Below are 14,362 nucleotides of genomic sequence, written 5' to 3'. Positions count from 1 at the left end.
TCGGATTGCGCCAAGTCGGCAAGAACACCGCCGAGGCCACCGACGAGCGGCCGCACGCCCCGCCATGACCCGAGCAACAGAAAACCCCAGGTCATCGACTATCCGACCTGGGGTTTTAATGGAGCCGCCTTCGGGATTCGAACCCGAGACCTACGCATTACGAGTGCGTTGCTCTGGCCATCTGAGCTAAGGCGGCGCGCTGTCCGCACTATGGTGCGATCAGCAACGTCGGTAAGTCTACACAGTTTCCGAGGTGCTCCGTACCAGCCCCTCGACGGCCCCGGAGTGCGGCGGGAGCGCGGCGCACCGGGGCCGTAGAAACCGGCTCTCAGCAGCGCTTATCGCGGGTGGGCGGGGTTCCGCGGAGGAGGTACGCGTTGATCGTCCGGTCGATGCACGCGCTGCCTCGACCGTACGCCGTGTGGCCGTCCCCCTCGTAGGTGAGAAGGCGGGCGGAGGAGAGCTGGCGGGAGAGGGCCTTGGCCCAGCGGTACGGGGTCGCGGGGTCGCGGGTGGTACCGACGACGACGATCGGGGCCGCACCCTTCGCCTCGATGCGGCGCGGCTCGCCGGTCGGGGCCACCGGCCAGTACGCGCAGTTCAGAGTGGCCCAGGCGAGCCCCTCACCGAAAACGGGGGACGCCTTCTCGAAGGCGGGGAGTGCCTTGCGGACGTCGTCGGGGGTGGCGAAGGCCGCCGGGAGATCCAGGCAGTTCACGGCCGCGTTGGCGAACATCAGGTTCGTGTAGCGGCCGTCGCCGTCGCGCTCGTAGTAGCTGTCGGACAGGGCGAGCAGGCCGGCGCCGTCGTTCTCCTTCATCGCCTCGGACAGCGCGTCCCGCAGCTGCGCCCACGCCCCCTCGTCGTACATCGCCGCGATCACGCCGGTCGTGGCGAGGGACTCGCCGAGTGCACGGCCGTCCGTGTCGCCGGTCGGGATGGGCTTCGCGTCGAGCTTCTTGAAGAAGGCGTTGAGGTTCTTGCCCACCTCGGCGGCCTTCGTGCCCAGCGGGCAGTCCCGCTGTCGCACACAGTCCCGCGCGAACGCCCGGAACGCCGCCTCGAAGCCCGCCGTCTGGTCGAGGTTCATCCTGCGTGCGGGCAGGGAGGGGTCCATCGCGCCGTCCAGCACGAGCCGGCCCACCCGGTTCGGGAAGAGCCCGGCATACGTCGCCCCGAGGAAGGTGCCGTACGACGCCCCCACGTACGTCAGCTTCTCGTCCCCCAGCGCCGCCCTCAGGATGTCCATGTCCCGGGCCGCCTCCGTGGTGGAGAGGTGGCGCAGCACGCCGGGCGCGTCCGCCCCGCAGCCTTCCGCGAACCTCTTGTACGCGACGACGAGCTCGTCGGTCTCCTTCGCGTCGTCGGGCGTGAAGTCCGTCTGCGTGTATGTGTCCATCGCCCGCCCGCCGAGGCATTTGACGGGCTCGCTGTGGGCGACTCCGCGCGGGTCGACCGCGACCATGTCGTAGCGGGCGCGCACGCCGGCCGGGTAGCCCATCCCGGCGTACTGCTGCAGGTAGCCGACCGCCGAGCCGCCCGGTCCGCCCGGGTTCACGAGCAGCGACCCGAGCCGCTCCCGCGGTTCGGTCGCCTTCTTGCGGGCCACGGCGAGCCGGATGCTCCCGGCCTCCGGCTTCGCGTAGTCGAGCGGCGCCCTCATAGTGGCGCACTGGAAGCCGGGCGCCCCGCAGCTGCGCCAGGTCAGCCTCTGTCCGTAGTACGGCGCGAGCGCGTCCGGTGTCGCCTGCGGCAGCGCGGCCAGGGCCGCCTCGGCCGCGGGCCTTCCCGGGTTCGCCGACCCTGTCGACCCACCGGACGTACAGGCGGAGACGATCATCGCGGCGGCGGCGAGGAAGGCACCGGCCGTGCGGATTCGCCAAGGGCTTGAGCGGCTGTTGCGTTGGCGGCCGTGCCCGGTCGGGCTCGGGTCCGGGCTGACTGGAGAGCTGCGCCTGGTGTGCATCTGGCGAGCGTAACTCTGTGCAGTGGATTGGATGCCCTGCGTGCACATCGCGGCTCGTACGAGTTACATGGTCAACCTCCTGTTGATCACTTGTGGGGCGAGGGGAAGTGCGTCGGGTGGGCCCGGGAGCCCCGGGGGGAGAGCACCCCGGCGGGAGTACGAGTGCGTCGGATGGGGTCTCACGCACGCCGGGGCAGCGCGGTGCGAGGGCCCGACAACTCAACGAGGGCCGTAACTACGCGCACGGCCGTGCAACGGTGGCGCAGGCCCGGGCATCCGACCCCGAGACCCGACATCCGGCCCTGAGCCCCGGCAACCAGCCCCGAGGCCCCGCCCCTCAGCCCGCTCTCAGCGCCATCGTCATCGCCTCCACCGCCAGCAGCGGCGCCACATTGCGGTCCAGGGCGTCACGGCAGGCGGCGATCGCCTCGATGCGGCGGAGGGTGGCCTCCGGGGCGCTGTCGCGGGCGAGGCGTTGCAGGGCGTCCTCGGCGTCGGTGTTGGCGAGGGCGACGCGGGAGCCGAGCTGGAGGGCGAGGACGTCGCGGTAGAAGGCGGTGAGGTCGGTCAGGGCGAGGTCGAGACTGTCGCGCTGCGTCCGCGTACGGCGCCGCTTCTGCTTGTCCTCCAACTCCTTCATCACGCCCGCCGTACCGCGCGGCATCCTGCCGCCCTGGGCCGCACCGAGCGCAGCCTTCAGCTCCTCGGTCTCCTTGCCGTCCATCTCCTCGGCGAGCTGCTTGGCGTCCTCGCTGGCGGCGTCCACGAGTTCCTGCGCGGCCTTGAGGCAGCCGCCGACGTCACCGAGGCGCATCGGCAGCTTGAGGACGGAGGCCCGGCGCTCGCGGGCTGCCGGGTCGGTGGCCAGTCGGCGGGCCCGGTCGACATGGCCCTGGGTGGCGCGTGCCGCCGCTGCGGCCACGTCGGGCTCGATGCCCTCTCGCCGTACGAGCATGTCGGCCACGGCGTCGACCGACGGAGTGCTCAGGTTCAGGTGGCGGCAGCGGGAGCGGATCGTGGGCAGGACGTCCTCGATGGAGGGGGCGCAGAGCAGCCAGACCGTGCGGGGGGCGGGCTCCTCCACGGCCTTCAGCACGGCGTTGGCCGACTTCTCGTTCAGCCGCTCGGCGTCCTCGACGAGGATGATCTGCCAGCGGCCGTTCGCCGGCGAGGTGAACGACTTTCGGACGGTGTCCCGCATGTCGTCGGCGAGGATCTGGGTTCCGACGGCGGCGACGGTGGTGACGTCGGCGTGCGTGCCGATGAGCGCCGTATGGCATCCGTCGCAGAAACCGCATCCAGGGGCGCCGCCCAGCGCCCGGTCCGGGCTGACGCACTGCAACGCGGCGGCGAAGGCCCGCGCCGCCTGGTTCCGGCCCGCCCCGGGGGGCCCCGTGAACAGCCAGGCGTGCGTCATCTTGGACGCCTCGGGGGGTGGTGCGTCGGCGGCAGCGGCGGTGACCAGCGCGTCGGCGTCCCGAGCGGCAGCGCCCAGCTGCTCACTCACCCTCTCCTGGCCGACCAGGTCGTCCCATACCGTCATGGGTCACGCCGCCCTTCGCTCACATTTCGCGGTGCGAGATCCATTGTGCGCGGCACCACTGACAACGGGGGCCAGCCAACGGCAACGGGGGCCGGGTGGGCGGAAGTACCAGCAGCCGCGGGCGTCCGCCAGCGCGACACCACAGTCGGCGCCGGTGAGCGGACCGACGCGAGCGATGCGGCCGACGCGGCAACGCGGCCGAGCACCAACGCCGTCCAGCTCACCGACCAACCTCAACGCCGCCACCCAGCTCACCGACCAACCTCACGCCGACGCCCGGCTCACCGACGTCAGCGCTGCCGCCCCCGCCCCCGGCCGCCCTCGTCGTCGTACTCGTCCTCATGCGGGCCCAGCAGCTCGTCCGCCAGCGTCGGCAGATCGTCCAGCGGTGTCTCCTCGGCCCAGTCGGACCGGGCTCGGCGCCGTGGTGTGCCCGTGTCGTCGACCTGGGGCATCTCGCGCGTACGTTCCTCGTCCCGGAAGTAGCCGGGCGGAACCCGACCCTCGGACTCGTCCGCCGGCACGGGAGGCAGTACGGCCGTCTCATCCGCGGCACCCGGAGGAACCGGCGGCAGCACCGCCGTCTCGTCGGCCGCACCCGGCGCCACGGGAGGCAGGACGGTCGTCTCGTCCGCGGCACCCGGCGCCACCGGCGGCAGCACCGTCGTCTCGTCGGCCGGACCCGAAGGCGCCGGCGGCTGCGGCAGCCTCGTGGTCACCTCGGACTCGGATTCCCGCGCGGCACGGTCACGGGGCGGCCGTTCCTCGTCGCGCACCGGCCGCAACACGGTCGTCTCGTCGTTCGACGCCCCGGAAGGCGCCTTCCCCGGCGTCACCACGGGCGTGGGAACCGTCGCCGCATCCCCGTGCTGCGTACCGGATCCGGGCCCCGTCGACTTCGGCCCCGCCTCCGCCGCGGCCGCCGCCTGCTCGGCCAGCCGGCGTGCCTCCTCGGCCCGCAGCAGAGCCTCTTCCGCCTTGCGCTGCTTCTCCAGGCGGACCGCCTCCGCCTCGGCGCGCAGCCGGGCCTCTTCCTCGGCCTGCTTGCGGCGCCGGTCCTCCTCGGCCTTGCGGCGCGCTTCCTCCTCGGCGCGCACCTTCTCCTCCGCGAGGAGCCGCTGCCGCTCCTCCTCGGCCCGCTTGCGCGCTTCCTCGGCCCGCTGCCGGGCCTCCTCCGCCTGCCGCTCGGCCTCGCGGCGCTGTGCCTCCTCCAGCTCGCGCCGCTTGCGCTCCTCCTCCTCGGCGCGCAGCCGGGCGAGCTGCTCCTGGCGCTCGCGCTCCAGGCGCTCCTCCTCGGCCTTGCGGGCGGCCTCTTCCTCGGCCTTGCGACGGGCCTCCTCCTCGGCCTTGCGGCGCGCTTCCTCCTGCGCCTGGATCTCCGCCTCGGACAGCGGCAGCATCTGGTCGAGCCGGTGCCGGACGACCGTGGTCACGGCTTCCGGCTCCTGGCCCGCGTCCACCACCAGGTACCGGCCGGGGTCGGCCGCGGCCAGCGTCAGGAATCCGGAGCGCACACGCGCGTGAAACTCGGCCGGCTCCGACTCCAGCCGGTCCGGTGCCTCGGTGAACCGCTCGCGGGCGACCTCCGGCGAGACGTCCAGCAGCACGGTCAGATGCGGTGCGAGTCCGTTTGTCGCCCAGCGGTTGATGCGGGCGATCTCCGTCGGCGACAGGTCGCGGCCCGCCCCCTGGTAGGCGACCGAGGAGTCGACGTAGCGGTCCGAGATCACGACCGCGCCGCGCTCCAGCGCGGGCCGGACCACCGTGTCCACGTGCTCCGCGCGGTCCGCCGCGTACAGCAACGCCTCCGCGCGGTGCGACAGCCCGGCGCTCGACACGTCCAGCAGGATCGAGCGCAGCCGCTTGCCGACCGGCGTCGCGCCCGGTTCGCGCGTGACGACGACCTCGTGGCCCTTGCCCCGGATCCACTCGGCGAGCGCCTCGGCCTGAGTGGACTTGCCGGCGCCGTCGCCGCCCTCCAGGGCGATGAAGAAGCCGGTCGTGGCGGGCACCTGCTCGGGGTCGTCCCCGCCGAGCACCGCGTCCCGCAGGTCCTTCCGCAGCGGCACGCCGGAACGGTCGTCGACCTTGGCCAGCACCAGCACGGCCACCGGCAGCAGCAGCGCCCCGACCAGCATCAGCGTGAACGCCGCGCCGCCGTGCGCGAAGACGAACTTGCCGCTCTCCAGCCGGTGCGGCCCGATGAGCGCGGCCACCAGCGGGGCGATCACCGAACCGAGCGCCACGCACACGCGTACGACCGCGTGCAGGTGCTCCGTGGTGCGCGGCCGGCGGAATTCCTCGGCCTCCTGGTCGAGCAGGGTGTGCCCGGTGTTGGCGGACACACCCGCGCCGATCCCGGCCAGCGCGAGGATCAGCAGCACGGTGGTGACGTCCGGGACGAGTCCCGCGGCCAGCAGCGCGATGCCGGTGAAGGCGATCGCCAGCGCCAGCAGGCGGCGCCGCGACAGGGCGGGCAGCACGGCGGGCGCCGTACGGATGCCGACGACCACGCCGCCGGTCAGCACGAGCACCAGCAGGCCGTACAGCACCGGCCCGCCGCCCAGGTCCTTGGCGTGCAGGACGGCCACGGCGACCACGGCGGACACCGCCCCGGCGACCGCGGCGCAGGCGAGCACGAGCAGCGGGATCGCACCGGTACGGCCCTTGTCGACGCCGGAGCCGGTCTTCGGCCGGCGCAGCCCCTCCAGCGGCGACCGCGCGCGCGGGGTGCGCGTGTCGGGCAGCTCCAGGAAGGTCAGCACGGACAACGACGCGGCAAACAGACCGGCCGCGACATACGACGCGAGGGCCGCCTGGTGCTGCTCGAACCAGTCGAGCCCGGCACCTAGCAGGTTGTTGAGCAGGGCGGCGGCGACGAGTGCGGCGGCGCCCAGCGGGATCGCCACGAAGCCCGTACGCAGCGACAGGCGGCGCAGCGCGTCCATGTGGTCCGGCAGCGGTCGGACCGTCGCGCCCTCCGGCGGCGGGGGCGGCAGCAGCGCGGGCGCCGCGCTCTCCCGGCACACCGTCCAGAAGCGCTCGGCGACGCCGGTCACGAAGACGGTCACCAGGAGGACCGCCAGCGCGCTGTCCGGCGTCCAGTCGATCCACAGCGGCGCGACGATCAGCAGGGCGACCCGCAGGCCGTCCGCGCCGACCATGGTCCAGCGCCGGTCGAGCGGGCCTTCCTGCGAGGTCAGCGAGGTCAGCGGGCCGAGGAGTACGGCGCCGAAGAGCAGCGTCGCCAGGATGCGCACGCCGAAGACGGTCGCCACTGCGAACGCCACGCCTCGGTATCCGCCGCCGAACGAGCCCTCGGCGATCGCCGCCTGCAGGGCGAGCAGGACCAGCACCAAAAGGGCGAGGATGTCGCCGACACCGCCCACCAACTGCGCGCTCCACAGCCGTTTGAGCTGCGGTCGGCGCAGCAGGGCACGGACGGCGCGCTCGCGGGAATCCGCTGCGAAGGCGTCGTCGGAAGCGGTGTCGGGCGCCGTTGGCTCGTCGGCTCGGGTCATGCTTTCAGCCTATCGGGACGCACTGACAGCCCGACGCGCGCGCCCGAACGTACGCCCGCCCCGACACCAAACTGATGCCGAGGCGTTCGTTTTGCGAACCGGAAGTGAAGAACCGGACCGTCAACCGGCCCCGGTCAGGACCCGGTTGGTCCCGAGCGAGGGCGGTTCAGTCCTCCGCCGCCGACTTGGAAGCCGTCGCCTTCTTGGCGGCCGTCTTCTTCGCCGTCGTCTTCGCGGCCGTGGTCGTCTTCTTCGCCGCGGTCTTCTTCGCAGCCGTCTTCTTGGCCGGGGCCTTCTTGGCGGTCGTCTTCTTCGCGGCGGTCTTCTTCGCAGCCGTCTTCTTGGCGGGCCCCTTCGCGCGCTTCTCGGCGAGCAGCTCGAAGCCGCGCTCCGGGGTGATCTCCTCGACGCTGTCGCCGGAGCGCAGGGTCGCGTTGGTCTCCCCGTCGGTGACGTACGGCCCGAAGCGACCGTCCTTGACGACGACCGGCTTCTTGCTGACCGGGTCCTCGCCCAGCTCCTTCAGCGGCGGCTTGGCGGCCGCGCGGCCCCGCTGCTTGGGCTGGGAGTAGATCTCCAGCGCCTCTTCGAGGGTGATGGTGAAGAGCTGCTCCTCGGTCTGCAGCGAGCGCGAGTCCGTGCCCTTCTTCAGATACGGCCCGTAGCGGCCGTTCTGCGCGGTGATCTCCTGGCCCTCGGCGTCGGCACCGACGACCCGCGGCAGCGACATCAGCTTGAGCGCGTCGTCCAGCGTCACCGTGTCCAGCGACATCGACTTGAACAGCGAGGCCGTACGCGGCTTCACGGCGTTCTTGCCGGTCTTCGGGGTGCCCTCGGGGAGCACCTCGGTGACATACGGGCCGTAGCGGCCGTCCTTGGCGACGATCGCGTGGCCGGAGATCGGGTCGGTGCCCAGCTCGAAGTCACCGCTGGGCTTGGCCAGCAGTTCCTCGGCCAGCTCGACGGAGAGCTCGTCGGGCGCCAGGTCCTCGGGGATGTCGGCGCGCTGGTGGTTCTCGGAGTCCTTCTCACCGCGCTCGATGTACGGGCCGTAGCGGCCGACCCGCAGCACGATGTCGTTGCCCACCGGGAACGACGACACCTCGCGCGCGTCGATCGCGCCCAGGTCCGTCACCAGCTCCTTGAGGCCACCGAGGTGGTCCCCGTCGCCGTTGCCGGCGTCGGCCGCGCCGCCGTTGTGGGTGCCCTCGCCGAAGTAGAAGCGCTTCAGCCACGGCACGGACTGGGCCTCACCGCGGGCGATGCGGTCGAGGTCGTCCTCCATCCTGGCGGTGAAGTCGTAGTCGACGAGCCGGCCGAAGTGCTTCTCCAGGAGGTTGACCACGGCGAACGACAGGAAGGACGGGACGAGTGCCGTGCCCTTCTTGAACACATAGCCGCGGTCGAGGATCGTGCCGATGATCGACGCGTACGTCGACGGGCGGCCGATCTCGCGCTCTTCCAGCTCCTTGACCAGGGAGGCCTCGGTGTAGCGGGCCGGGGGCTTGGTGGCGTGCCCGTCGACCGTGATCTGCTCGGCGCTGAGGGCGTCGCCCTCGCTGACCTGCGGCAGCCGGCGCTCGCGGTCGTCCAGCTCGGCGTTCGGGTCGTCGGCGCCCTCGACGTAGGCCTTCAGGAAGCCGTGGAAGGTGATCGTCTTGCCGGAGGCGCTGAACTCGACGTCGCGTCCGTCGGCCGCCGTGCCGCCGATCTTGACGGTGACCGAGTTACCGGTCGCGTCCTTCATCTGGGAGGCGACGGTCCGCTTCCAGATCAGCTCGTAGAGCCTGAACTGGTCGCCGGTCAGCCCGGTCTCGGCAGGGGTGCGGAAGCGGTCGCCGGAGGGGCGGATCGCCTCGTGCGCCTCCTGCGCGTTCTTGACCTTGCCGGCGTACGTGCGCGGGGCGGACGGCAGGTAGTCGGCGCCGTACAGCTGCGTGACCTGGGCGCGAGCGGCCGCGACGGCGGTGTCGCTCAGCGTCGTGGAGTCCGTACGCATGTAGGTGATGTAGCCGTTCTCGTACAGCTTCTGCGCGACCTGCATGGTGGCCTTCGCACCGAAGCCGAGCTTGCGGCTGGCCTCCTGCTGCATCGTTGTCGTACGGAACGGGGCGTACGGCGAGCGGCGGTAGGGCTTGGACTCGACGGACCGGACGGCGAACCGCGTCTGCTCCAGGGCGGCGGCGAGGGCGCGGGCGTTCGCCTCGTCGAGGTGCAGGGTGTTCGCGCTCTTGAGTTGTCCCAGGGAGTCGAAGTCGCGGCCCTGCGCGACCCGCCTGCCGTCGACGGTCTGCAGGCGGGCGACCAGCGACGACGGGTCCGACGGGTCCCCCGCGCGGCCGGTCGCGAAGGTGCCTGTCAGATCCCAGTACTCGGCAGAACGAAACGCGATGCGCTCGCGTTCCCGCTCCACCACGAGTCGTGTGGCGACCGACTGGACACGGCCGGCCGACAGGCGCGGCATGACCTTCTTCCACAGGACCGGCGAGACCTCGTAGCCGTAGAGCCGGTCGAGGATGCGGCGGGTCTCCTGGGCGTCGACCAGCTTCTGGTTGAGCTGGCGCGGGTTGGCCACGGCGGCCTGGATCGCGGTCTTGGTGATCTCGTGGAAGACCATCCGCTTGACCGGGACCTTGGGCTTGAGCACCTCCTGGAGGTGCCAGGCGATGGCCTCGCCCTCGCGGTCCTCATCGGTGGCGAGGTAGAGCTCGTCGGATTCCTTCAGCAGGTCCTTGAGCTTCTTGACCTGGGCCCGCTTGTCGGCGTTCACCACATAGATCGGCTCGAAGTCGTGTTCGACGTCCACACCGAGGCGGCGGACCTCACCGGTGTACTTCTCGGGCACCTCCGCGGCGCCGTTGGGGAGGTCGCGGATGTGCCCGACGCTCGCTTCGACTACGTAGCCGGGGCCCAGGTAGCCCTTGATCGTCTTCGCCTTGGCAGGCGACTCGACGATGACGAGTCGGCGGCCGCCCTGTGCGGTCTCGCTGGTCGGGGACAACTTCGCTCTTCTCTCCGGTCGACGCTGGGGCCTCCCCAGGGTCGCTTGGCTCCCGGGGGCGGGTGGTGGTGACGCTGCGGAGTGTGACGGTACATCCCGCCCCGTTGTCAAACGGGAAAAGCCCGCAACGGCCACTCGAACGGTAACCCGACTTCCGCCATTCCTGCCGCCCGGAGTGCTCACCGGCCTTTTCGAGCCTTTCCGGAAGAGGCCCTCCCAATTATCGGCCGCCCAGCTCGCGGGCCGTTCTCACAGGCGGGTGAAGCACCACGTTCCGAGGATCAGCGCGATCACCGAGGCAAGGCCCGCGAGTGTCGCCGATGCGACGGGGCTCACACCGTGAGCGACGGGCTGACGCTGTCGTACCCGGACCGCCGTCCATGCCAGCAGCCCACCTCCGAACAGGGCGAACACGACCCCCGCGAAGATCGCCGGTCCCCTTTCCATGGTTCCGTTCGCCCCTTTTCTCCTGTCCGCGAGTGCCCAGCCCGGCGAGGCTGACACGCGCGGACGGCGCACAGGCGAACCTCAGGTGAACGCGGGGCCGACACGGCGGTGGACTCCGGAAGCCCGACGGACCGCGTCCGCCACGACAGCCCCAAGGGACCCATCGATCCCATAGGAGCCATTGCCCTGGTGGGCCTCACAGACCTCAGAGACCTCATGGACCTCATGGACCTTGTTGACCTCACGGATCTCATGGGTCTCCTGGATGTCATGGGTGTCACCCGCCTCAGACCTGACCGGGCGCGGGTATCTCCGGTCCTGTTCCCAGTTCTCGTCCTCCGCGTCCGAGATCCGGCCATAGACCGTGGCGCTCCGGACCCGGCGCCCAGACCGACTCGAATTTGTTGCCGCACAGCTTGGCTGCGTTGTCGGAACCGTTCTTGTGGCTCATTTCCCCGGGCGCCTGAACAGTGCCCATGACCTGGTCGGTGTGGGGTTTGGCGCAGTCGATCAACGGGGCGTTGTATCCGTCCTCCTGTTCCGTCCGTTCCATCTGTTCCACGTAGACCCAGCAGTCGCCGACGCTCATCTGACCGACCCACAGGTTCTCGCCGTCGTCCCGGAATCGGCCCACCTCGCCGCCTGTCGCGGCATGCCGCCCGAGTACGAGACATGGCGTAACCGCCTGCACACACTCCCCCGTCTCCAGCGGCTCGGTGAGCCCCACGACTTCGCTGTACGGATACACCGGCCCGGTCGGAGAGGCCGCGGCCCTCCACGGCGGTGTAGAGCGTGGCGCCGAGGGAGAAGGAGAAGAGGTCGGCGGCCGGGGTGGGCGGTTCGCCACAGGCGCTTTCCGGGGCGAGGTAGCCGGGGGTGCCGAACGGGCTCGCGGCGGCCGTGAGCCGGGGCTCGCGGGACTCGGGCCGGAGGGCGATGCCGTAGTCGGTGAGCGGCACGCGCGCGTAGGGGGCGCCCGAAGCGCCCAGCGCGTGAAGGATGTTGGCCGGTTTCACTTCCCTGTGGAGGATGCCGATCCGGTGCCCGGCGGTCAGCGCGTCGAGTACGGCGAGTCCGACGTGGGCCACCTGAACAGGCGTCAGCGGCCCTGAACGCCGTACGACCGCCGTGGAGATCCACAGCGTCCGGCGCGCGGCCCACACCCCCGCGCCGAGCGTCCGCAGCAGCCGGTACCGGCCGCTGATGCCCCTGCCTTCGCCGTGCTCCGACGTCTCCCCCGCCATCACGCCTCCCCCGAGCCGAGACAGCGCGCCTCCCCCGAGGACGCGTCGATTCCGTGTCTCGAAGGTAGCTTCGCACCCACCACTGACAGGAGACCTTTTCGTGAGCAATCCCATCAGATCGGACGCATGGCATCAGAGGGGACAAAATACCTCGGGCGCGACACGGGCGACGCAGGCTCTCATCGGGCAGGGCAGGGCCACGTCAGGCAGAGCAAGGCCGCGCAGGCTCCCCGCGGCGCGACCCCAGTCAGGTCACCGTGCCGGTTCGAGGAACCCCTGCTCCACCAGCAGCCGGATCTGTGCGGGCGTGCGGTCGCGCAGCAACACCGGGTCCTCGCCCATCAGTTGGGCGATCGCGTCCAGAATGCGGCCCGCGCTCAGCGAACCGTCGCACACGCCCGCGAATCCCGCGCCCACCGTGTCCACCTGGGTGGCCCGCCGCATACCGCGGTGCTGGCGCAGCACCACGTGCTCGGGGTCCTCGGCACCGGGCAGCCCGACCTGCTCCTGCACGACCTCGCCGACGAGCCTGAAATGGTCCTCCAGCAGGGCCGCGTCATCGCGGGCGCGCAGGTAGTCGACCCGGTCGAAGTGCGCCCGGACCACGTCCCCGAGCGGCTGCTCGACCGGATGCGGCCACTCCTCCGCGACGATCGAGGGCACGGCGGCCGACGCCTTCCGCAGGGTGATCCACCCGAACCCGACGGCCTTCACCTTGCGCGCCTCGAACTCATCCAGCCACGCGTCGTACCGCGCCTGGTACTCGGCCGGGTCACCCCGGTGGTCACCGGCGTCCCTGAGCCACAGCTCGGCGTACTGAGTGACGTCCTGGACCTCGCGCTGCACGATCCAGGCGTCGCACCCGCGCGGCACCCACGACCGCAGCCGGTCCTGCCAGTCCTCCCCCTCCACGTGCTGCCAGTTGGCGAGGAACTGCGCGAACCCGCCCTCGCTCAGCCGCTCCCCCGCTCCCTGAACGACCGACCGGCACAGATCGTCCCCGCCCATCCCGCCGTCGCGGTACGTCAGCCGGGCGGCAGGTGAGATCACGAAGGGCGGGTTGGACACGATCAGGTCGTAGGTCTCGCCGTTCTTGAGCGGTTCGAACAGCGAACCCTCCCGCAGATCGGCGGCCGGGGCGGCGGACAGCGCGAGCGTCAGCGCGGTGATGTGCAGCGCGCGCGGGTTGAGGTCGGTCGCCGTCACGCGCGTGGCGTGCTGCGCGGCGTGCAGCGCCTGGATGCCGGAACCGGTGCCGAGGTCCAGGGCGGAGGCGACGGGCGTACGGACGGTGATGCCGGCGAGGGTCGTGGAGGCGCCGCCGACACCCAGGACGACACCCTCGTCCTTGCTGCCGATGCCGCCCGCACCGCCGACGGCACATCCGAGGTCGGACACGATGAACCAGTCCTCGCCGCCGGGCCCGCCGTAAGGGCGTACGTCGACGGTCGCGGCGAGGTCGTCGTCGGAGTCACCCCCGACCCGCACCAGCCAGCCGCTCTCCAGGAGGGCGTCGACGGGCAGAACGTCCGCCACGCGCGCGTGCGACACGGGCTGCTGCAGCAGGAAGAGGCGTACGAGCGCCTCCAGTGGTGTGTCTCCGCGGGTCGCCCGGAGCGCGGGCACGGTCTCGCTCCGGGCGAGCGCCGTGTACGCGGGCGCACCGAGCAGTTCGAGCAACCCGTCGGCGGTGAAGGAGGCCCTGAGCAGGGCCTCCCGCAGCCGGGCGGCGACATCGGGGCGGTCGGAGGCGGGCAGGGAAGGCAGCGTGGAGTCACTCACGCCCTCATTGTGACGTGTGCCCGCCCCGCGGGGCGGCTCAGCTGCCGGTGCCCCCGGCCGACTCGGACGCCGCGGCGGCCTGCTTGCAGCCCTCCTGGGACGTCAGCGCCTTCTTGGTGTCGCCCGACTCCAGCTTCTTCAGCGCGTTGACCGCGGTCTTGCGCTGGATCTCGACCTGCTTCATCTCGGCCGACACGTCCTTCAGACCGGACGCGAACTTCGCCTGGTCCTTCGTGTTCAGCCCGTCGACCCGCTTCTTCAGGTCGGCGTAGGCCGCGGAGAGGTCGGTGAGCTGCTTGACGACGTCCTTCTGGACCTTCGCGCCGTCCTCGACGCCCGGAGGCGCCCCTGCAGTGCCGATGAGGCCCGCGCGGGCCTTGTAGCCGTCCGCGAGGTCCTGGAAGGCCTTGGAGTCGGCCTGCTGGAGCTCCTTGGGCGTGCTGGTGGTGTCCTTGGCCGCCTTGGTGATCGCGACGTAGGCGGCGGATATCTTCGCGTTCTGCGCCGGCACGGCGTCGCAGACCTTCTTGGCCCAGGCATCCAGCTCCGGATTGCCCTCGTCGCTCGTGCATCCCGTCAGTGCCAGCGTCAGTACCGCACCGCCGGACAGTGCGACCGCGAGCTTCTTGTTCACCGGTTTGGTCCCTTCCATGGCTCAGCCACGGGACCCTACACGTCGGACGCGGGACGAAAGCACCACGAAAGCCAGGTATGTACGACTTCCCGCTCTTTAGGCCATGCGAGAGAAGCGTCACGGCAAGAGGTGTGAACAAGCACGAGGCGGGCGGGCGGCACGTACTCCTTCTTGTTGGCCGTCTTGGCGGCCAGGTCGGCGGAGTTCTTGATGCCCAGGCCGAG

The 14,362-nt window shown here is 71.3% G+C and carries 9 protein-coding genes, 1 tRNA gene and 1 pseudogene; all 11 read right to left on the bottom strand.

The window, feature by feature from the left end; all coding sequences use genetic code 11:
• Positions 1 to 119: 119 nt before the first annotated feature.
• Positions 120 to 196, bottom strand: a tRNA-Thr gene (locus ACFWYS_RS14045).
• Between the two features lie 132 nt (positions 197 to 328).
• Positions 329 to 1,966: an alpha/beta hydrolase gene (locus tag ACFWYS_RS14040; RefSeq protein ID WP_384767146.1), complete on the bottom strand. Its 1,638-nt coding sequence runs from the start codon at positions 1,964 to 1,966 to the stop codon at positions 329 to 331.
• Positions 1,967 to 2,303: 337 nt separating this feature from the next.
• On the bottom strand, positions 2,304 to 3,509 hold the full coding sequence (locus tag ACFWYS_RS14035) for a DNA polymerase III subunit delta' (protein ID WP_384767143.1): 1,206 nt from the start codon (positions 3,507 to 3,509) through the stop codon (positions 2,304 to 2,306).
• Between the two features lie 290 nt (positions 3,510 to 3,799).
• On the bottom strand, positions 3,800 to 7,030 hold the full coding sequence (gene tmk / locus ACFWYS_RS14030; protein WP_384767140.1) for a dTMP kinase: 3,231 nt from the start codon (positions 7,028 to 7,030) through the stop codon (positions 3,800 to 3,802).
• A gap of 166 nt (positions 7,031 to 7,196) precedes the next feature.
• Positions 7,197 to 10,031: a type I DNA topoisomerase gene (gene topA / locus ACFWYS_RS14025; RefSeq protein WP_384767137.1), complete on the bottom strand. Its 2,835-nt coding sequence runs from the start codon at positions 10,029 to 10,031 to the stop codon at positions 7,197 to 7,199.
• Positions 10,032 to 10,280: 249 nt separating this feature from the next.
• Complete coding sequence (locus ACFWYS_RS14020; protein WP_384767134.1) at positions 10,281 to 10,478, bottom strand: hypothetical protein; 198 nt, start codon at positions 10,476 to 10,478, stop codon at positions 10,281 to 10,283.
• 286 nt (positions 10,479 to 10,764) lie between these two features.
• The gene (locus tag ACFWYS_RS14015; protein WP_384767131.1) at positions 10,765 to 11,205 is read right to left on the bottom strand and encodes a hypothetical protein; all 441 of its coding nucleotides are present in this window, start codon (positions 11,203 to 11,205) and stop codon (positions 10,765 to 10,767) included.
• Between the two features lie 94 nt (positions 11,206 to 11,299).
• Positions 11,300 to 11,722: pseudogene (locus ACFWYS_RS14010) on the bottom strand (hypothetical protein); the annotation flags it as partial.
• Positions 11,723 to 11,974: 252 nt separating this feature from the next.
• Positions 11,975 to 13,504, bottom strand: coding sequence for a methyltransferase (locus tag ACFWYS_RS14005; protein ID WP_384767129.1), 1,530 nt, complete (start codon positions 13,502 to 13,504; stop codon positions 11,975 to 11,977).
• A gap of 37 nt (positions 13,505 to 13,541) precedes the next feature.
• Positions 13,542 to 14,156 carry a small secreted protein gene (locus ACFWYS_RS14000; protein ID WP_384767127.1) on the bottom strand — a complete coding sequence of 205 codons (615 nt, stop codon included), beginning with the start codon at positions 14,154 to 14,156 and terminating at the stop codon, positions 13,542 to 13,544.
• Positions 14,157 to 14,173: 17 nt separating this feature from the next.
• Positions 14,174 to 14,362 (bottom strand): hypothetical protein (locus ACFWYS_RS13995; RefSeq protein WP_384767441.1); only part of this gene is annotated, 189 nt, incomplete at its 5' end.

This window comes from Streptomyces sp. NPDC059010 (genome assembly GCF_042740355.1).
Classification (GTDB): domain Bacteria; phylum Actinomycetota; class Actinomycetes; order Streptomycetales; family Streptomycetaceae; genus Streptomyces.
Note: the sequence above shows the minus strand (reverse complement) of the source record. Positions and strands in the feature narration are given on the sequence as shown.

Bases quoted from the DNA above. Each gene is read 5' to 3' on its own strand.
- ACFWYS_RS14035 (WP_384767143.1), bottom strand. From the start codon at position 3,509: ATGACGGTATGGGACGACCTGGTCGGCCAGGAGAGGGTGAGTGAGCAG.
- ACFWYS_RS14040 (WP_384767146.1), bottom strand. From the start codon at position 1,966: ATGCACACCAGGCGCAGCTCTCCAGTCAGCCCGGACCCGAGCCCGACC.
- ACFWYS_RS14000 (WP_384767127.1), bottom strand. From the start codon at position 14,156: ATGGAAGGGACCAAACCGGTGAACAAGAAGCTCGCGGTCGCACTGTCC.
- tmk (WP_384767140.1), bottom strand. From the start codon at position 7,030: ATGACCCGAGCCGACGAGCCAACGGCGCCCGACACCGCTTCCGACGAC.
- ACFWYS_RS14020 (WP_384767134.1), bottom strand. From the start codon at position 10,478: ATGGAAAGGGGACCGGCGATCTTCGCGGGGGTCGTGTTCGCCCTGTTC.